This window comes from Saccharicrinis fermentans DSM 9555 = JCM 21142 (assembly GCF_000517085.1).
In the GTDB taxonomy this organism is placed as follows: Bacteria; Bacteroidota; Bacteroidia; order Bacteroidales; family Marinilabiliaceae; genus Saccharicrinis; species Saccharicrinis fermentans.
Window position 1 is genome coordinate 4,734,549 of sequence record NZ_KI912107.1, and the last position, 16,588, is coordinate 4,751,136.

Sequence of the window (16,588 nt, forward strand, 5' to 3'; positions counted from 1 at the left end):
TTTATTCTATTATTCTGCAAATATTATTCATTTATCTGCGTTAATAATTCATCGATTGTTTTAGCGATTCCTACACCAGGTAAGGCCACAGGAGTTGCTACTTGAGCCAAAAATGTACCATTTACTTCACCTTTTTTATAGGTGGTAAAGCCAATTCGGTATAGACCAACTGATAGAGCTTTCAATGGATCACCGGCTTTACTTTTATATCTTAATAATGAGTTATATTTTCTTCCGGCCGGATTTTTTGGCATTTCACTGCTATCATCATTTCTGCTTAAGACTGTCCATTTAGCATCTTTGACACCCTCTGCAGAGATTTTATCTTTTGTTAAGATGTTTGATTTTTCAATGGTGATATAGGTGTCAAAATAGTCTTTAGAATCTTTGTTTTCAGTGTATCCTTTAGATTCTATGGCATTTTTTATCTTTGTAGATCCTACAGGTGACATCATTCTGACACCTATTTCGGGGGCTACTGCAGGAACCCATAGGTAGATGTAGTAAAATTTCTTACCATCTACTACTGCGTCTTCGGTGTTTGGAGCAGCAAAACCTAAGTATGTAACAACATCGGTATATGGTACAGCCACTGTTTTGGGACCCACTTTTTTCGTTGTAAGGCTACCAAATTTTCCTAATTTTTGTGCCGATACATTACTTAAAGTAAGGGCTGCGATCAAGGTAATTCCTAAAATGGTTAAAGTTTTTTTCATTTTCATTTGTTTATAGTGTTTGTTAATGCGGATTCTGGGCTCCACATTTCTTTTGTCCATGCATTGCTACTATCCTAATCTATTCACAAATTGTCTATGATGAATCTAAATTATTAAAAAAACAAATATCACTTTCCATATGATTAAGCAAGGATCATATGGAACTCGCCAATATGAATCATTTCCCTTGTGTGTGAAATAATTCTCATGGCTCGTTTCTAGTTTTAATTTAGTTTACTGTTTCTGTAAACTGAAAAAGCTCCGCTCTGTCTTTTCTTTTTTAGATTCTTATTACGACAATTCATGAATAAATCAGTCAATAAGTAGGATTTGTGTAAATGTAATTATATTTATGATGAAATATAATACATTGTAAAAATGATGATATATGAATAAATCGTATTAATAAAACGATTTATGCTGTCAAATATATAAATTATTTATTATAATCAATATGAAGTTTTTTATTTTTTATTTTTCGTCCGTTGGGTCTATATTCTGTTTTGTCAATTATTTGGTTGTTTTCGTAATAGCCTTCTTTTTTTAGCGTGCCGTCTTTGTAATAAAGTTTGAAAGGTCCATTCTTTTGACCGTTTTTATAAGATATTTCTTTCTTTAGTGTACCATCTTCGTTTTTGTAAGTCCATAAACCATTTTTTTTGCCATCACTATAAAAACCCTTGAGGATACATGTGTCATTATCAGCTATTCTAGTGAATTTTCCAATTTGTATTCCATTTTTAAATTGGCTGTATTGGGTGTAGCTGCCTGCGCTGTTCCAATAATGTTGCACCCAAATGCTATCTGCTTTACCATCTTTGTAAAATGTTTCTTGACTTATTTTACCTGTTTCAGTGTTGTATCTACGAAAAAAACCATTTTCAATTCCCATAGTAAATTCTTGTTGGGTTTCAATTTTACCATTTTGATTATAGGTTGTGAATAAACCATCGAGTTTTCCTTTGGTATATTCACCGGATGAAATCATTCTGCCTTGAAATTCATATTTTTTGCATAGTCCATCTCTATAACCGTTCACATAATTGGCAGAATCTCGAAGTGTGTTGTTTTTGAAGTATTGGTAATTGCCGTGGTACATGCCATTTTTAAAAGAGGCGATAATGTACGCTGAATTATATCCATCAATAATTCGGTGTTTTCCTTCCAATGGTGTTTTGTTCTCGTTTAATTCTCGGTATAGAAGGCGATTGTCGCCATAATTAATGACTGAAATTTCTTGTATTTCAAGTGAAGTTTCTTGCGCTAAGCTATACAAGCTAATAAATAAAAATGCAATGATTAAATTTTGTGTTTTCATATGTTTACAATTTGTTTCTTAATGGTCATATGGAACTCGCCGTGATAATCATTCACCTGTGTGAGAGATCACTCTCATGGCTCGTTTCATATGATTAAATTTTTCTGTCTGGCAATATTGTAAGCTATTAATTACAATATTTTTGTATTCGTTTAGGGTAAATACATTTAACCACTCCACTATAGTAAAACTGACAAAGTAAAATCCTTCTGTTTTTATGCTAGTTTAGTATGTTCTATATCATATGACACAATCGTGTGATAGCGGAGATGTTGTGGAAATTACAACAACGACACAATAGAAGGCAAAGGGACATAGATTTCTGTTATTTAAAAAGTTAAATCTGTTAAAGTAGAACTAAATTGAAGTTTAAAGACTTCTTTAATAAAAACATTGCTGCACTATAATAAAAAAGCCTGAGCAATCGGGCTTTTTTATTTAATCTATTTTAGAACCCCTGCCATATTAGGCACAGTATATTTAGCAAATATCCATACTGTTAAAAATATATATAAAGAAATACTTATAAAACCAATAGCTGAGGCGTGCTTACTTTCTCTTTGAAACTTCTCAATAATTTTTAAATATCTCCCCTTATGATAAAAATACAAGAAGTGCAGGGCAGTAAAAAAAACGCCATAAGAAATTGTGATTGGCTTAGTAAAAAAAGCTGATAATTTTTCATTTTGTATTACATAATCAATAACAGTAAAGCTGTTGAATAAAAATAACCAACATAAAACTATTACTGTTATAAAACATGGCGATTCATCAAAAGCGCTTAGTATCTGATAAACCTTATAAAATATATAATCGTATATTTTCATTTTTAAAACCCTCCGTTCATACTTCTCCGCCAATCATCAAATGATGAATTCATATTATTATAAAACTGCCTTAACGCATTTGGTTTGCTGTTATATTGGTTCCAAGCATTTTTAGAATAATCCAGAACTTCCATATATAGAAACATTCCCCCCATATTGAGGACTTATTGAACCTAAACCATTGATACCTGTATTTGTCCAAAATTGGTCTGTACTTATTGCACCACTTCTAAGGTCTCCAACTGTTCCAAATTCATTATACAAGAATATTAGCATATTCCCACCTCGTATAGTTAGCTTTTTATTCTTCATATATTTTGGATTAACCCAAGTTGTTTTGCCTGTGTTTATATCTATGCTATACGGCAATAAATCATCAAGATTTTCAGCAAGGGCTGCATTGTGTTTGCCTTCTAATACATTTCCAGCGAAATCAATTAATGGCGGCCCTATGGCATTTCCAGGGATAGTCCCAAGTCCATCGCCTTGCGATTGGGCATTCCTTTCAGAGTTAATCAATTTTAAATTTTGATTTAATCCGCCGATATTTCCAAATACAACGGGCAAAATTTACTAATTTAGTTCTTGTTTCCCTTGTTTCTTGGGCGAGATTATTTTTAGCACTTACTACAAGGGTTGCTTCTTCAGCGTTATCGTTAATCGTAATGTTTATGGAACTATTATTTTGTGGAAGGGTCATGTACTGCCCATTTCCCATATTTAGTCTTTCTAAGAAAACTCCAAATACTGCGTTATTCTCATTTTTAAAACAGTCATTTAAAATCAGTAAACTCCTTGGTTTCAAAAATATCGAAAGCCTTGTCTTTGAAGCTTTCTTATCAAAGACAGAAAAAACAGTAGTTTTTCTTGCAGCCACTATTTATGGTAATTGTTCCATCGCCATTGTCAGAGGTTATTTTGTTCATAATATCATCAGGGGTGATGTTATAGCTACGAGCAACTGCCTCTCGTGAATTATTCAAACACTGCACCCTTATATTAATATATTGATCCATGCCTGGTGGGACGAAGCGGGGAGGTTCAAAGATACGCATGTGTGGCGGAGCGAAAGTTATACTATCTTATAGTCCCATCCATTTAATAATACCTATCATCAAAAGAATTGCTGCTGCTCCTATTAAAATGTCACCAAATTCACCTGAAGTTCGATATAATAAATCATCATTTTGAGGATCTCTACCGTTCCATAGTGATTTAAAAGAGATGGTTTTCTTTTTTTTAAAAAATAAATAAATATTTAGTATAGTCCATTTTGTTATTACACCAAAAAATCTAAATAATATCGCACCATAAATCATATTTGCAAATTTTAATCATTACTATAAAACAACAATGTACTAGGAGCAATCATATCCCAGGTTGCATTAAATGAAGATGCTTCCTTTATGACTCCATTGTAAGAACGAATCTGTAGACCTCCAAATTTTGCTGAATTGACACCTGTACCTTTAAATAATTTATTAAATGTGCCTGCATTTAAAGCCTTGCTAGGTGTTCATAATGTACTAGCTCCCTTAGAAAAAGGAATTAGATTGGATATTGTATTAATAAATACCTGAAGTAATTGTCTCGTCACCGATGGTTAATGCATTATTCAAATGTGAAGCTGAAGCATGTCCTATAGTTAGACATTGTATTGTCACATAAAAATCATCAACTACACCATAGATGATTTTACCTATAAAAGTCTGTCCTATACTTGATTCTAAAAATTGGTCAAAAATATTTGGTTCATAAGGACGTATTTCTCCAGGGTTATAAGGAGGCCAATCATCGGTTACTGGTTTACTAGCCCTTTTATTTGTCTCATTTTTTACATCCACTTCCCCCTCCACAACTTTTTTATCTCCATAACTCATGACAACAGCCTCTTCAGAGGTGTCTATTATTTGGGCAATACCTTGAATAAACATATCCATGCCTGGCGGGACATAAGGAGACCCATTGCCATATAAATGAACAGGTGCAATGACAAAATAATCGATATAGGCATAGCCTACTCCTTCAATAAAACCTTGATACATTTTATCGTGATTTTGTAAAGTGGTAAATTCTTCAGCGGTAATGTAGTTTTGTGTGTAATTTGCCATAGTTATTCAGCCCAATGGTTATCAAAACTGATGCCGTTTAAATTTATTTCTTCCGGTGCAATGGTTAAAGCAGAAGACAAACCTCCACCTGATGAGTCTAAAATGTTTATTATTTAACTTTATTAATTTTTTAATATTGCTACATATAAATACAAAAATCTTTCAGGATCGCTATTCAAAGATTTTTTAACAGTATGAAGGCTTATTTACTATGACTTAGCCAGAGGTATACACTGAAGGCATTATTGCATTTAATGATATGGTGAGATTAGAAAAATAAAAATCATACACTACTTACAATAAACAAAAAGAGAAAAAGTACTTCAACCAACACAAGCCAAAGAACGAACTTTGCTGTGTAATAAAGGACTCGATAGATATATTTTTCATTTATAAATTTCCTAAATCTTACTACCTCTATAATACTTGTTCGAAAATACGTAATAGGATATCCTTTATGTAATAATATTTTTTTATAAAACTAATACCTAGAATAGGTAACGAAGTAGAAACGAAATTAAACATGTAATTATTGCCAACATCAAAAGATATAAGGGTCAAAACCAGGATAATGGTCAAAACCTGAAGCATAAAAAAGGTACAAATATCTTATTACCCATATTAAAACTATTAGTTCAAAGATTAACAATCCTTTAATTAGTCTTTTCTGTTTTTTAATTAAGGCTAATATTGAAAATATTAGATAAGTAATTATCATACCTATTTTCAACAGACTCCATCCAACATAACAAGACACACTCCTAAACATCCAATGAGGTGCATCTTCTGCAATCTGGTAAACATTTAAATAATCAGTGGTATTTTTACTCAGGGAGACTATATCTGCTAATATTACTAGCCCTACAAAAAGGGCTAGTAATATTCCTACAATGATTTTTATCTTAACTATTCTTCTCATTAATACCTGACTTTTAACATTATCATACCATTTCCTCCTGGCGTACTTTGTAAATTATTGAAGAACGGTACGACATTCCCAACTAAATCAATACACCCTGCACTACCTAGTTCATAGCCTCCATGTATAGAGAAACCACCTCTTCCGTCGGTATTGATTTTAGTCAAAGGAGTAATCCAAGCCCTTTGTTCTCCCCATGCAAAAGATCCTCCTGGCCAACCTCCAACCTGAGCTAATCCTATAAGTCCATCAAGTGTTGACATCGTTTGTATTTTACTACCATTAATAAAGTACGTTCCCTCTGGAATTGGACCAATTTTTTCCATTTTTTGGCGAGCTACAGAATAATCAAATGTCCCATCTTCCAATGGTCTCCCTGAATATGCCTTAGTGCTATATGTCTCATTTCCGTTATGGTAAATTGTCAATTGATTTCCATCAAAAGTTAATGTTGGAAACTTACCCCCTTGCAATCTGGCACCTTCCTCTTCTTCCCCCTCTACAACTTTTTTATCTCCATAACTCAATTTTATGATTTCCTCAGAGCTGTCGATACATTGCATCCACCCTATAATAAATTGATCCATGCCAGGAGGGACGTAGCGGAGTGGGAGAGGGATATATTAAAAATGCTTTGTATTTTTGAACTTTAAGATAATCGCATAGCTCCGCCCTTTCAGTCCCTATTTATCTTGTTTTTAAAATGGAGGCTGTTTACTAGGTTTACAAAAATAGTATTTTTTTATTTTTAGAGGTAAAACTTTTAAAGTTACCCAGCAATAACGCAGGCTTTTGATTTACAGGACTTCGGAAAATCAAGTGTAAGGGATTAAAATTCCCCTACCTTTTTTCTCTGGCAATATTGTAAGCTATTAATTACAATGTTTTTGTTAATCTGAACAAGAAGAACTTTAGATCAACAACACCTCTGAATTGCCTTCTGAAATCCATTACTATTGTATTGAAAGATTCTGCTGCAGCATTGGTACTTCTGTTATCTAATTGAGAGCAATGTTTCTAACTTATATGACATATATCTTGCTCCTTAAATTTCTATATATGTTCTTTTTACTCGGGGAGGTTAAACTTTCAAAGGCCCTCATGATCAGGCTTCGCCGAATTATCATTGCCATAAAAAGAACCAAAAAGGTCTAGAACAATAGATCGCTATCAGCCCTACATCAACTTCCCTTTCCGTCCAGCGCACTACCACCTCAAGTGCGCCCAGAAACCCGGATGATGTATTAGAACTTCGTTATGAGCGTTGAAATGGCAATAAAAGAAGGCTTTTCTGAGACGAGGCATAGCACCAGCTATGGTGAGTTGAAGAAAAGTAACGAAGTGACTTCTTTTGAAGCCATTTCAACGTGTAATAGATTTTCTAATGCATTTTCCGGGTTGTAGCCTCTCGCCAACGCCGGCCCCGGGGCTATTGTTCTGGCCAACCCTGCGGTCGTTATATTGGGTTGGGTATTTAAATGAGAATTACTCATTAGTTGAAAATAATCTAATATTCCTTCTGGTAAAAATAGAGCCAGTAGCTCCGATGATAATTCTTCTTTCACAATTTATTTTATCCGTTTCTATTTAATAGCTAAATAAATACTTTTTTTATCAGACCCAACTTTTGTGCGTGATCCGAGTTATAGCCTCTTTCTAAAAACAATTTTATTTTATCCGTTTCGGTTTAGTGATTCTGGTGGTGCTTGGACTTGATGCGCTGCTGATTCAATTGGGTTAATTAATTCCGTTGCTTTCTTTAAAGCCTCGTATTTGCTACATTTTTCTTTTAATTGATAAACTTTATTGTATCGCCATTGGCTTTGCAACCAAAAGAATTTAATATATTTTTAGGCTTGGTTTTTTTCTTCATGGAATGGACATTTAAGCATGTTGTTTCGGATGGCTTGTAAATCGTAGTGTTTTAGTACTGTTTCGATGCTTAATCGCTGCTTTATTTCTTGGATTTCCATGCTATAAAAATTTATTGAAAGAAGTTTCAGATACCTTATTCGGGACAAAGATGTATTATAAAATACCGAGAGCAACGTTTTTAGTATTTTTATTTACCTTTTAGAGTATCTATATTTACGTAATACTTTGTAGTTATAGAGTGATTAGATACCTAAAAAGATATGCATCATGTCAATATTTGGTAAAAAACCTAGAGAATGCAGGGAAGCCAAAGGACTTTCACAAAAGGAACTGGCAAAGCTTCTTAATACTTATTATTCTGTAATAGGTAAATATGAGCGTGATGAGATGCAGCCAAGCATTGAAGCTGCCAAAAAAATAGCAAAACTGGTTAGTACAACCGTAGGTTATTTATTGGGAGAGACTGACGAGGAAAATATTTTAAAAGACCCTGAGATGCTTAAACGCCTCCATGAAATTGAGAAGATGGATAATGAGGATAGAGGTATTATTCTTAAAGTCTTGGACGGGTTTATTAAATCTGTGAAGCTTAAAAATATTGCTGCGTTATAAATAATAGTATGTAATTTTACGATATGATACAAAGAGCCCCAACTTTATAATTGTAACTTTTGTATTTTATTTCCTCAATGATTATTTCATGGATACACAGGCTTAAATTCACAACAATTGATGAGACAAACCACAGTTAAAAGTTACATTTACTTTTTAAAGCATCCCAACTATAATTCATGCGACCAAAGTGTTCCTCAGAAGATTAAAGAGTTAATTAAATTATATCTAATTACTTTAGGTTTAATATTTTTATCTGGGATATTTATTGAGCTTTTTATAATACTAGATGTATTTGGAGAATATTCTCAAGAAATCTCAAAAGTTCCTGAATTCACGAGCAAAAACAACACCTATATTTATGTTTTGATAGCAATGATATGTGGCCCAGTATTTGAAGAATTTATGTTCCGACTATTATTGACGAAATACAATAGAAAGTTCATTATAATTTCACTATCCTTAATTATCGGATATTTTATAACTCAAATCTTCAATAGTTACCTTCTTGCTATAAGCTCAGTATTTATATATAGCATTATGACATATGGTTACCCTGTCATTTTTGCACTTCCACTCTTTATAATGCTAAATAGAATAAAATTTGACTTTGAGAAAATATGGATTAAAAACCATCCAATAATTTTTTATTCTATGACATTATTTTTTGCAATTGTGCATATGCAAACATTAACTATGAGCAATGAGCATTATCTATTTCTACCTATATTAATGCTACCTTTTATAGTACTAAGTATCTCATTGGGGTACATTCGTATTAAACTAGGTATTTTATATGCAATCATATTCCACTTTTTAATTAACCTTCCTGCATTAATTGGAATATTAATAAGGGCTAGTTAGTAGGTAAAAAGTCACTTGTCTTTTTCTATAAGTGATTTTACAAAAAAACTTGCAACACAATAACGTATTATTATTAGAATAAATAACATTAGGGCTAAGAAAAAAGACGCACCTATAAACGATAAATCTAGCATGAAGCAAAATAAAAGCGATACTAAAGTCAATGCAATACCATAAAATAACAAACCCTTAATCGAAGAAATGTGTGCATATATTAGTATATGCGCACATTCTTTCTCAATTCTGATATTTCCCTGATTTAAAACAGAAACTTTCTTAAAAAAATAATCCCAACCAAACGAACCTACTCCTGATATAATTTTAGAATAATAAACATGACTTGACGTCTTTGAATACAACTCATAACCTTTTATTTTTAATGCTCTTTGGATGTTTTCACAAACCCCATTTGCGTCTTGAGAAGTTCCTTTCTGTTTTAGGATAATAATCATACTAATGTATTTCTTGTGGACGCAACGGGCCTTGATATATAGGAGGGCCTGGAGGTAGAAAAAATAACAACCCAGTAAACCTATCTATCGCAAATTCAAAACCGCCATAAATAAGGGCTCCTGTTGCATCGATAGTTTTGTTCAAAACCATCTGATTTCTTTCTTTTCTGGCTATATTAACTTCCACCTTTAAATAATTTAATGCGTGTTGCACTCGCATTTTTTTTCATCTCAGGAGTGTTGTTTATTGCTCTTTCATATGCTTCAAAAGTATCAAAATTACTAGGCGACAGAGGGTTGTTTCGCTTCATTCCTTGTTCATCTCTAAACATTTCATCAGCACTATAGACTGTCATTCCATTTTCTGCGGGATTATATATGTTACCCCCGTCCGATGTAGCACCTTCCCCTACCTCCACACCAACCGGCTCTTTATCTCCATAACTCATTTTTATGATTTCCTCAGAGCTGTCGATACATTGCATCCACCCTATAATAAATTGATCCATGCCAGGAGGGACGTAGCGGAGTGGTACAGAAATATCCATATGGGGTGGGGTGAAGGCTATGCTGGTTACGCATTGTATTTTTGAGCTTTACTATATTGCACAGCTCCGCCCTTTCAGTCCCGATTTATTTTGTTTTTAAAAATGGAGGCTGCTGGCTAAGTTTACAAAAATAGTATTTTTTTATTTTTAGAGGTAAAACTTTTAAAGTTACCCAGCAATAACGCAGGCTTTTGATTTACAGGACTTCGGAAAATCAAGTGTAAGTGATTAGTCATTATGCACCATATATAAATTTCCATACCTTTTTTCTCTAGCAATATTGTAAGCTATTAATTACAATGTTTTTGTATTCGTTTCTGCTTAATACATTTAAGCACTCTACTACTACAAACTAGAAAATGGGCAACGTGAGATTTCCGTTGCTGCTCTTGATAAAATTGCTGCGTTTTTTAATATTATACTTGACGAACTGGTTCACTTAGGCGAAGATATTCCCAAAGAGATAAGCATTGAGGATAAAACTACGGTTGAGCAAATAAAGCTTATTCAGGAACTCGACTAGGAAGAAAAAAACATGGTCTTTAAAATGATTGATACTTTCTTAACAAAAAAAAGTTTAAAGACTTCTTTAATAAAAATATTGCTGCGCTATAAAAGTAAAAAGCCCGATTGCTCGGGCTTCCTTTACTTTAATCTTATTTCAGTTTTCTATAATATAGATTTTCTTCTGAGGCATATATCAACCTTATTTCATTTTCTATATTTTTAACTTTCGGAATCCAAAAACCTGGCACATCACCACCTTGTTCATTGTAAAAAATAAAATCATCAAAAACAACCTCTCTTAGTTTAGAATCAAACTTCCAAGTTCCTTCATTTCTATATATAGTCCCTTTTGTTGTTTGATGCGTATGTATGTAACTACTATCCTTCAACAATTGGATAGTATCTATATAATTCTCTTTATTATATCCATATGTACCGTATAGTTGATGTATTCCGACATTATTATTTGAGCAAGCCATGCTAAATAATAAAACCAAACTATATATTGTATTCATCCTTATATTATCAATTAAATATTTCATGTAGTATTTTTTATTGCTCAAACCAAATATATCTTTGATAGGTAGTTCCATACGGCACTGTTTGCCCTGGCACCCTATTGGGATTCTCTACTGGCAAATGCAAAATCAATGAATTTCTATTCTTAGTATCATCAACTTGATAATAATATCCACCACCTGCAGGAATAATAGTAACCCTTGCTCCGCCTATAAATTGCTCTGTCATGGAATATGAAAATCCTATACCTGGGATTCCAAAAGGTGCATCCCACCGTTTTAAAGGCTTTTCACCTCCCAATGAAAGAAACTTCATACGTGCCTCTGTTACAATCCATGAATTTCTAAGGTCTTGTACCATAGGATGGTCATTTCTAAAAAGACTTCGTTCTGGTCCAGTACCACTTTTAAATTCAGACCACAACTCACTCCATCCAACATCGTTACCTCTAAGTGTATATGCCGAAGATGGTGCAAACTCCCCTTGCGATTGGGCAACTGGACTATCATTCTAAAAACCGTTTTATTTCATCTAATATTTGTTCCTCAAACTTTTTAATTTTTTGCTTGTTTTCTTTTTTCTGGTAGTCCTTGTTAACTCTATTCCAGTTTCCAAGCTCTAGACCCTTATTAATAGAAACGAAAGCAAAAGAAACCTCTTCCTTATTTAATTGACGAATCCAAGTATAAATAATCTCATTATCTGCCTTATTATAAAAGTAAACGTGATACCAATGATCAGCCACATCCGAACTTCGTCCATCAATCAATCCAACTATAGAAGGAACCTTGTATTCAGGATTTGCAGTCTTAAACTTTTTAATTGCAGAAATCAGATTATTCTCATTTGTATTTAAATTATATATTTCAGCATAAGGATAACTTCCTGGTGCAAGGTTACAACCAACGCATCCGAAAACAAAAGCGCACATTGCAATAAATTCTATATATAAATTTTTTTTCATACCATACAATTTTAATGATTATGAATACTTGGCGTATTGGTGACACCAGTATTGCTGATATAGTACCACATCATAACATTTCCGTGACCTGTTCCATTCGGCTGTGCATATTGAATAATTGTTTTAGGTAATGCTATTAAGCCTAAACCAAAACCCAATAGTCCAGCATTAATTCTTGTTACTGGATCCATATAAGGATTTACAGCCATACTCCATTCTTTATTAACAAATTTCCAATCTGCTCCAATTGCTCTTGTATCCATTAGTAAACCCATAAAACCCACGGTTCCTAAATTATCATACCGCCTATCATGATCTATGGCAGGATAATCTGTCAACATTGTAGGAACATAAGAATATGAGTATTTTCCAGATAATGTCATGGGGTTATCTCCTCCTGCATAAGTAGCTCGCCCACCAATAAGTGGAATATTCCGTTCTACTGTAGATGTGTCTATACAATTAGGGCATGTATCCCCTCCTGATTGGGCCTCTTTCCCTTCCTCCACAGCAACTGTCTCTTTATCTCCATAACTCATTTTTATGATTTCCTCAGAGCTGTCGATACATTGCATCCACCCTATAATAAATTGATCCATGCCGGGAGGAACGTGGCGGAGTGGGAGAGGGATATATTAAAAATGCATTGTATTTTTGAGCTTTACTATATTGGCACAGCTCCGCCCCTTCAGTCCCTATTTAGTCTTTGCAAGAAAACTCCAAATACTGCGTTATTCTCATTTTTGAAACAGTCATTTACAATCAGTAAACTCCTTGGTTTCAAAAATATCGAAAGCCTTGTCTTTGAAGCTTTCTTATCAAAGACAGAAAAAATAGTCGTTTTCTTGCAGCCACTATTTATCTTATTTTTAATATGGAGGCTGTTTATTAGGTTTACAAAAATAGTATTTTTTTATTTTTAGAGGTAAAACTTTTAAAGTTACCCAGCAATAACGCAGGCTTTTGATTTACAGGACTTCGGAAAATCAAGTGTAAGTGATTAGTCATTATGCACCATGCCTAAATTCCCCTACCTTTTTTCTCTGGCAATATTGTAAGCTATTAATTACAATGTTTTTGTTAATCTGAACAAGAAGAACTTTAGATCAACAACACCTCTGAATTGCCTTCTGAAATCCATTACTATTGTATTGAAAGATTCTGCTGCAGCATTGGTACTTCTGTTATCTAATTGAGAGTAATGTTTCTAACTTATATGACATATATCTTGCTCCTTAAATTTCTATATATGTTCTTTTTACTCGGGAAGGTTAAACTTTCAAAGGTGAAAATAGCAAATTTAAAACCATCAATTTTTCGTAACAGTAAACCATCATTCTACAATAAAAAATATATTAATCAACCCTCTGATTGTTGAGGGAGCTTAGCGACCGAGGCAATCAGAGGGTTGATTGCTGCTCGAAGATTGTTTTTCTGTTTTCCATTCTGTAACTTTTACCTTCGAGTTTTACAACTTCACATTTAAACAATAATCTATCTAACAAAGCAGTTGCCAAGACTTCATCATCGAGCATTTCTGCCCATTGCTGAGGGGATTTGTTTGTTGTGATTATTACAGACGTTTGTTCGTGCAGATGATTTATCAGGTTGAAAAATGCAACTGCTTCATGTTTCTTAATAGGAAAAAGCATTATATCGTCTATAGCCACTAAATGAGCCTTTAAAAGACGATTATAAGTGTTAAGCGCACCAGATATCATTTCTTTCATTTTTAACACCGTTATTAGTTCCTCCATTGTGATAAAGTAAGCTTTATGACCAGATTTTACAGCATCGTTAATCAGTCCTGCCGCCACATACGTTTTTCCTGTTCCTGAGGGGCCCATTAGTATCAGGTTATAATTTTGTTCCATCCATAATAATTCCCGTAATTGTTTCAGTTGAGGCACAGTCATACCATTTGCCATGTTAAAGTCATACTTGTCCAGGTTGTGATCTTTGGGTAATCGGGCTAATTTCATTCTCCTGTCAAGATCTGTTTTCTTTCTGTGCTGCACCTCTCTTTGCAAGAGCTGTAATGCAAATTCCTGATAAGATGGTTTATCTATCTGTGCCTGATGAAGCACTGCTTCTGGTTCGTTTTTCATCTTTGTTAGCCGTAAAATATCGGCATAGTTTTTAATTTGATCTAATAGCTTCATTTTCTAATTCATTATTGATTCATATTCATTGATATCACTTTTCTGAGGTTGCATATCAGCATTTTGTTGCTTATTCAGATTGCCGGTTTCTATACTGTATTGGCCTCTAAAAACCGAGCACTTTTTTAGTTTTTTCTATTTTTGTGTCGGACAAACTGGTCCGACGGTGATTTGTTATACCGAAGGATCTACGAAAGGGGTATTTTCGCAAGGTTTACCCCTTTGCTTATTTTTTGTGTTTGATCCTTTTTTCGTGGTATCGAACCACTCAAAAGGAGGACAAACTGGCCCTCTGGCTCAATATTACCCGAAGTATCGGACTGGGCGTTCTTCAGCGCTTCTATATACATTCGTTTATACTCCATCGGGGAGTAATGGTTCAACCTGTGTAATATCCAATGTGTATTGTAATTGTCAATAAATTCAGCTATTTCCCGTTGAGCTTCCTCAATAGAATTAAAAGGCTTGATCTGTAGAAGCTCTTCCTCCAGGGTACGGTGAAACCGCTCAATTATGCCATTGCATTCCGGCGACCTCACATACGCCTTCGACATTCCTAGGCCAAGAAACTTCATCTCATTCATAAAGTCTGCAGAGTCATATTGTGAACCGTGATCACTACGTAACTGCAGCTCCATACCTCTGCAAACATCTCTATTAACGGAGCCAAATTGTTTCCGAATAGCAGAACGTACTGGCTCCATAGCCGCAAAACGGTTACCAATCTTTGCTATATGCCATGCCAATATTTCGTCATTAAAATGGTCAATAACACCGAAAAACCAGTGCCACCCACTTCCATTAATCCAGAACTTTTTGCCATCAGTGGCCCACATTATATTTGGTTTGTCAGTTATAATGCGCCCCTTATGATCGTTCTTCTTAGTACTTCTGGATCTCCTGTTTGGACTCAGTAAATCATTCTCACGCATAAGCTTATTCACTCGCTCTTTCCCAGCCCTAATGGCATTGTTAGGCCTTCTTTGCATGCGCTTTTTAACCTTGAAATAGCCTTCAGATTTAAATACACTATTCTGAATTTCAACCTTGATCTCATGCAAGACGGTCTCATCACTATGAAGGGGTTTTCTACCTCGTTTACCTGTTTTTGCCACTGGTTTCTCATACCATGTGCTACTACTATAACCCACTACCTTAAATATAAGTCGCTTTGGATATGGTTTTTGCGTTATAGAGCAAACCTCTTTCATCAACAAGGCGATTATCTCCTTTTTAGTTTTGCTACCAATTCGTTCTTTTTTTTGTGAGTTCCAACTCCATTTGCAGCTTACCAATCATACGTTCGGCCTCCTTTAGTCTAGAATCATCGGGCTTGCGCTTAAATCCATCAGCACCATGCTTAACAAACTGATCACGCCAAAAACTCAGATCGGCGATCGTTACTCCATACTTACGGCTTGCAGCCTCCATGCTTTCTCCTCGAAGCAAGGACAGAACAATTTCTGTTTTGATTTTTGTCGTAAAACGTGTCTTTTTTTCCATAGCAGTACAAATTTAATTATTTATTTTACTGCTCGGTTTTATTACGGGCTAATATATGATTTAGTGGGTATGCACCGTTCTAACTACAGTAAAATAGAAAACGGACAACGTGAGATTTCCGTTGCTGCTCTTGATAAGATTGCTGCGTTCTTTAATATTACGCTTGACGAATTGGTACACTTAGGCGAAGATATTCCCAAAGAGGTTAGTATTGAGGATAAAACCACAGTTGAGCAAATAAAGCTCATTCAGGAACTTGACCAGGAAGAAAAAAATATGGTCTTTAAAATGATTGAGACTTTCTTAACCAAGAAAAAGTTTAAGGATTTCTTTAATAAAAATATTGCTGCGCTTTAAAAGCAAAAAGCCCGATTGCTCGGGCTTTCTTATTCATTCTTTACTTTCCTTTATTATTGGTTTCTCTTCTTTCGTTGTATTCTTGCTCCAAACTATAATCAAACAAACCAAAACAGATAATAGTATGAGAGAATAAATTTTTACTCTTCCCTTTTTCTCCTGTATTTCTGTTGCTCTATTTGCTGCTTGTTCCTTAACCTCTGGTGTTAATTCCGTTAAACCTTCAGGTTGAGTTTCATATTTATCACTAACCATTAAATTCAGATAACTAAAACCCTGCATCAATAGCAGTAAGAATACTACTCCTGTAAGTATCTTTACAATTTTCATAATT

At 34.1% G+C, this 16,588-nt stretch carries 25 protein-coding genes and 1 pseudogene; 3 read left to right on the forward strand and 23 right to left on the reverse strand.

Annotation, left to right across the window (positions count from 1 at the left end; all coding sequences use genetic code 11):
- Positions 1-23: 23 nt before the first annotated feature.
- The 11 genes from CYTFE_RS0119365 to CYTFE_RS31585 form a co-directional block, all read right to left on the reverse strand.
- Entirely contained in the window at positions 24-716 is a 693-nt protein-coding gene (locus tag CYTFE_RS0119365; protein ID WP_200871386.1) for a LipL32 family surface lipoprotein, read from the reverse strand.
- Positions 717-1,152: 436 nt separating this feature from the next.
- Positions 1,153-2,034 carry a toxin-antitoxin system YwqK family antitoxin gene (locus CYTFE_RS27345; protein ID WP_044262923.1) on the reverse strand — a complete coding sequence of 294 codons (882 nt, stop codon included), beginning with the start codon at positions 2,032-2,034 and terminating at the stop codon, positions 1,153-1,155.
- 443 nt (positions 2,035-2,477) lie between these two features.
- The gene (locus CYTFE_RS0119375; RefSeq protein ID WP_027473165.1) at positions 2,478-2,861 is read right to left on the reverse strand and encodes a hypothetical protein; all 384 of its coding nucleotides are present in this window, start codon (positions 2,859-2,861) and stop codon (positions 2,478-2,480) included.
- Positions 2,862-2,972: 111 nt separating this feature from the next.
- A complete protein-coding gene (locus CYTFE_RS0119380) occupies positions 2,973-3,428 on the reverse strand; it encodes a hypothetical protein (protein ID WP_152541819.1) in 456 nt (151 codons plus the stop codon).
- Positions 3,373-3,738 (reverse strand): hypothetical protein, encoded by a 366-nt coding sequence (locus tag CYTFE_RS27350; protein WP_044262926.1) that lies wholly within the window; start codon positions 3,736-3,738, stop codon positions 3,373-3,375. Before CYTFE_RS27350 ends, CYTFE_RS0119380 begins: the two co-directional genes overlap by 56 nt.
- A 205-nt stretch (positions 3,739-3,943) precedes the next feature.
- On the reverse strand, positions 3,944-4,180 hold the full coding sequence (locus CYTFE_RS0119395) for a hypothetical protein (RefSeq protein WP_027473168.1): 237 nt from the start codon (positions 4,178-4,180) through the stop codon (positions 3,944-3,946).
- A gap of 246 nt (positions 4,181-4,426) precedes the next feature.
- Positions 4,427-4,972: a hypothetical protein gene (locus tag CYTFE_RS0119405; RefSeq protein ID WP_027473169.1), complete on the reverse strand. Its 546-nt coding sequence runs from the start codon at positions 4,970-4,972 to the stop codon at positions 4,427-4,429.
- 541 nt (positions 4,973-5,513) lie between these two features.
- A complete protein-coding gene (locus CYTFE_RS0119410; protein ID WP_027473170.1) occupies positions 5,514-5,891 on the reverse strand; it encodes a hypothetical protein in 378 nt (125 codons plus the stop codon).
- Positions 5,891-6,478 (reverse strand): L,D-transpeptidase family protein, encoded by a 588-nt coding sequence (locus tag CYTFE_RS29030; protein WP_052343313.1) that lies wholly within the window; start codon positions 6,476-6,478, stop codon positions 5,891-5,893. Before CYTFE_RS29030 ends, CYTFE_RS0119410 begins: the two co-directional genes overlap by 1 nt.
- Before the next feature lie 726 nt (positions 6,479-7,204).
- Positions 7,205-7,456 carry a hypothetical protein gene (locus CYTFE_RS30910; RefSeq protein ID WP_027473171.1) on the reverse strand — a complete coding sequence of 84 codons (252 nt, stop codon included), beginning with the start codon at positions 7,454-7,456 and terminating at the stop codon, positions 7,205-7,207.
- A gap of 285 nt (positions 7,457-7,741) precedes the next feature.
- Positions 7,742-7,864 (reverse strand): hypothetical protein, encoded by a 123-nt coding sequence (locus tag CYTFE_RS31585; protein ID WP_262505211.1) that lies wholly within the window; start codon positions 7,862-7,864, stop codon positions 7,742-7,744.
- A gap of 169 nt (positions 7,865-8,033) precedes the next feature.
- Between CYTFE_RS31585 and CYTFE_RS0119425 the strand changes: the two genes are divergently transcribed.
- Positions 8,034-8,378, forward strand: a complete 345-nt coding sequence (locus CYTFE_RS0119425; protein ID WP_027473172.1) for a helix-turn-helix domain-containing protein — start codon at positions 8,034-8,036, stop codon at positions 8,376-8,378.
- A gap of 875 nt (positions 8,379-9,253) precedes the next feature.
- Here CYTFE_RS0119425 and CYTFE_RS0119435 read toward each other — a convergent pair.
- The 3 genes from CYTFE_RS0119435 to CYTFE_RS32045 all read right to left on the reverse strand — a co-directional run bounded on the left by CYTFE_RS0119435 (position 9,254) and on the right by CYTFE_RS32045 (position 10,520).
- Positions 9,254-9,694: a hypothetical protein gene (locus tag CYTFE_RS0119435; RefSeq protein WP_027473174.1), complete on the reverse strand. Its 441-nt coding sequence runs from the start codon at positions 9,692-9,694 to the stop codon at positions 9,254-9,256.
- 176 nt (positions 9,695-9,870) lie between these two features.
- A complete protein-coding gene (locus CYTFE_RS0119445) occupies positions 9,871-10,242 on the reverse strand; it encodes a hypothetical protein (RefSeq protein WP_044262930.1) in 372 nt (123 codons plus the stop codon).
- A gap of 122 nt (positions 10,243-10,364) precedes the next feature.
- A complete protein-coding gene (locus CYTFE_RS32045; protein ID WP_081785572.1) occupies positions 10,365-10,520 on the reverse strand; it encodes a transposase in 156 nt (51 codons plus the stop codon).
- Between the two features lie 74 nt (positions 10,521-10,594).
- Here CYTFE_RS32045 and CYTFE_RS32050 point away from each other — a divergent pair.
- Positions 10,595-10,765, forward strand: a pseudogene (locus tag CYTFE_RS32050) (hypothetical protein); the annotation flags it as partial.
- A 133-nt stretch (positions 10,766-10,898) separates the two neighbouring features.
- On the opposite strand, the gene CYTFE_RS0119450 reads toward CYTFE_RS32050, so the two are convergent.
- The 8 genes from CYTFE_RS0119450 to CYTFE_RS27365 form a co-directional block, all read right to left on the reverse strand.
- On the reverse strand, positions 10,899-11,291 hold the full coding sequence (locus CYTFE_RS0119450; RefSeq protein ID WP_027473177.1) for a hypothetical protein: 393 nt from the start codon (positions 11,289-11,291) through the stop codon (positions 10,899-10,901).
- 10 nt (positions 11,292-11,301) lie between these two features.
- Positions 11,302-11,583, reverse strand: coding sequence for a hypothetical protein (locus CYTFE_RS0119455; RefSeq protein WP_154665702.1), 282 nt, complete (start codon positions 11,581-11,583; stop codon positions 11,302-11,304).
- A gap of 11 nt (positions 11,584-11,594) precedes the next feature.
- Entirely contained in the window at positions 11,595-11,777 is a 183-nt protein-coding gene (locus tag CYTFE_RS30155; RefSeq protein WP_152541912.1) for a hypothetical protein, read from the reverse strand.
- Positions 11,774-12,232, reverse strand: coding sequence for a hypothetical protein (locus tag CYTFE_RS0119460; RefSeq protein WP_027473179.1), 459 nt, complete (start codon positions 12,230-12,232; stop codon positions 11,774-11,776). The genes CYTFE_RS30155 and CYTFE_RS0119460 overlap by 4 nt, the downstream gene beginning before the upstream one ends.
- 11 nt (positions 12,233-12,243) lie before the next feature.
- Positions 12,244-12,831: a hypothetical protein gene (locus CYTFE_RS0119465; protein WP_044262933.1), complete on the reverse strand. Its 588-nt coding sequence runs from the start codon at positions 12,829-12,831 to the stop codon at positions 12,244-12,246.
- 801 nt (positions 12,832-13,632) lie between these two features.
- Positions 13,633-14,394, reverse strand: a complete 762-nt coding sequence (gene istB / locus CYTFE_RS0119475; protein WP_027473182.1) for an IS21-like element helper ATPase IstB — start codon at positions 14,392-14,394, stop codon at positions 13,633-13,635.
- A gap of 188 nt (positions 14,395-14,582) precedes the next feature.
- Positions 14,583-15,605, reverse strand: coding sequence for an integrase core domain-containing protein (locus CYTFE_RS27360; protein WP_052343314.1), 1,023 nt, complete (start codon positions 15,603-15,605; stop codon positions 14,583-14,585).
- A gap of 31 nt (positions 15,606-15,636) precedes the next feature.
- A complete protein-coding gene (locus tag CYTFE_RS27365) occupies positions 15,637-15,897 on the reverse strand; it encodes a transposase (RefSeq protein ID WP_044262699.1) in 261 nt (86 codons plus the stop codon).
- A 69-nt stretch (positions 15,898-15,966) separates the two neighbouring features.
- Here CYTFE_RS27365 and CYTFE_RS27370 point away from each other — a divergent pair, with 69 nt between their 5' ends.
- A complete protein-coding gene (locus CYTFE_RS27370) occupies positions 15,967-16,254 on the forward strand; it encodes a helix-turn-helix domain-containing protein (RefSeq protein WP_044214136.1) in 288 nt (95 codons plus the stop codon).
- Between the two features lie 33 nt (positions 16,255-16,287).
- Here the strand turns inward: CYTFE_RS27370 and CYTFE_RS0119495 are convergent, their stop codons facing one another.
- Complete coding sequence (locus tag CYTFE_RS0119495; protein WP_027473183.1) at positions 16,288-16,584, reverse strand: hypothetical protein; 297 nt, start codon at positions 16,582-16,584, stop codon at positions 16,288-16,290.
- Positions 16,585-16,588 lie beyond the last annotated feature (4 nt).

What these genes read in the sequence shown, in the direction of transcription:
- CYTFE_RS27345 (WP_044262923.1), bottom strand. Translation starts at nt 2,034, where the DNA reads ATGAAAACACAAAATTTAATCATTGCATTTTTATTTATTAGCTTGTAT.
- CYTFE_RS27365 (WP_044262699.1), bottom strand. Translation starts at nt 15,897, where the DNA reads ATGGAAAAAAAGACACGTTTTACGACAAAAATCAAAACAGAAATTGTT.
- CYTFE_RS27370 (WP_044214136.1), top strand. Translation starts at nt 15,967, where the DNA reads ATGCACCGTTCTAACTACAGTAAAATAGAAAACGGACAACGTGAGATT.
- CYTFE_RS27360 (WP_052343314.1), bottom strand. Translation starts at nt 15,605, where the DNA reads ATGAAAGAGGTTTGCTCTATAACGCAAAAACCATATCCAAAGCGACTT.
- CYTFE_RS0119465 (WP_044262933.1), bottom strand. Translation starts at nt 12,831, where the DNA reads ATGGATCAATTTATTATAGGGTGGATGCAATGTATCGACAGCTCTGAG.
- CYTFE_RS0119425 (WP_027473172.1), top strand. Translation starts at nt 8,034, where the DNA reads ATGTCAATATTTGGTAAAAAACCTAGAGAATGCAGGGAAGCCAAAGGA.
- CYTFE_RS0119445 (WP_044262930.1), bottom strand. Translation starts at nt 10,242, where the DNA reads ATGGATATTTCTGTACCACTCCGCTACGTCCCTCCTGGCATGGATCAA.
- CYTFE_RS30155 (WP_152541912.1), bottom strand. Translation starts at nt 11,777, where the DNA reads ATGATAGTCCAGTTGCCCAATCGCAAGGGGAGTTTGCACCATCTTCGG.
- CYTFE_RS29030 (WP_052343313.1), bottom strand. Translation starts at nt 6,478, where the DNA reads ATGGATCAATTTATTATAGGGTGGATGCAATGTATCGACAGCTCTGAG.
- istB (WP_027473182.1), bottom strand. Translation starts at nt 14,394, where the DNA reads ATGAAGCTATTAGATCAAATTAAAAACTATGCCGATATTTTACGGCTA.
- CYTFE_RS0119375 (WP_027473165.1), bottom strand. Translation starts at nt 2,861, where the DNA reads ATGAAAATATACGATTATATATTTTATAAGGTTTATCAGATACTAAGC.
- CYTFE_RS0119395 (WP_027473168.1), bottom strand. Translation starts at nt 4,180, where the DNA reads ATGATTTATGGTGCGATATTATTTAGATTTTTTGGTGTAATAACAAAA.
- CYTFE_RS0119365 (WP_200871386.1), bottom strand. Translation starts at nt 716, where the DNA reads ATGAAAAAAACTTTAACCATTTTAGGAATTACCTTGATCGCAGCCCTT.
- CYTFE_RS0119435 (WP_027473174.1), bottom strand. Translation starts at nt 9,694, where the DNA reads ATGATTATTATCCTAAAACAGAAAGGAACTTCTCAAGACGCAAATGGG.
- CYTFE_RS0119450 (WP_027473177.1), bottom strand. Translation starts at nt 11,291, where the DNA reads ATGAAATATTTAATTGATAATATAAGGATGAATACAATATATAGTTTG.
- CYTFE_RS0119460 (WP_027473179.1), bottom strand. Translation starts at nt 12,232, where the DNA reads ATGAAAAAAAATTTATATATAGAATTTATTGCAATGTGCGCTTTTGTT.
- CYTFE_RS0119410 (WP_027473170.1), bottom strand. Translation starts at nt 5,891, where the DNA reads ATGAGAAGAATAGTTAAGATAAAAATCATTGTAGGAATATTACTAGCC.
- CYTFE_RS0119455 (WP_154665702.1), bottom strand. Translation starts at nt 11,583, where the DNA reads ATGAAGTTTCTTTCATTGGGAGGTGAAAAGCCTTTAAAACGGTGGGAT.
- CYTFE_RS0119495 (WP_027473183.1), bottom strand. Translation starts at nt 16,584, where the DNA reads ATGAAAATTGTAAAGATACTTACAGGAGTAGTATTCTTACTGCTATTG.
- CYTFE_RS31585 (WP_262505211.1), bottom strand. Translation starts at nt 7,864, where the DNA reads ATGGAAATCCAAGAAATAAAGCAGCGATTAAGCATCGAAACAGTACTA.
- CYTFE_RS0119405 (WP_027473169.1), bottom strand. Translation starts at nt 4,972, where the DNA reads ATGGCAAATTACACACAAAACTACATTACCGCTGAAGAATTTACCACT.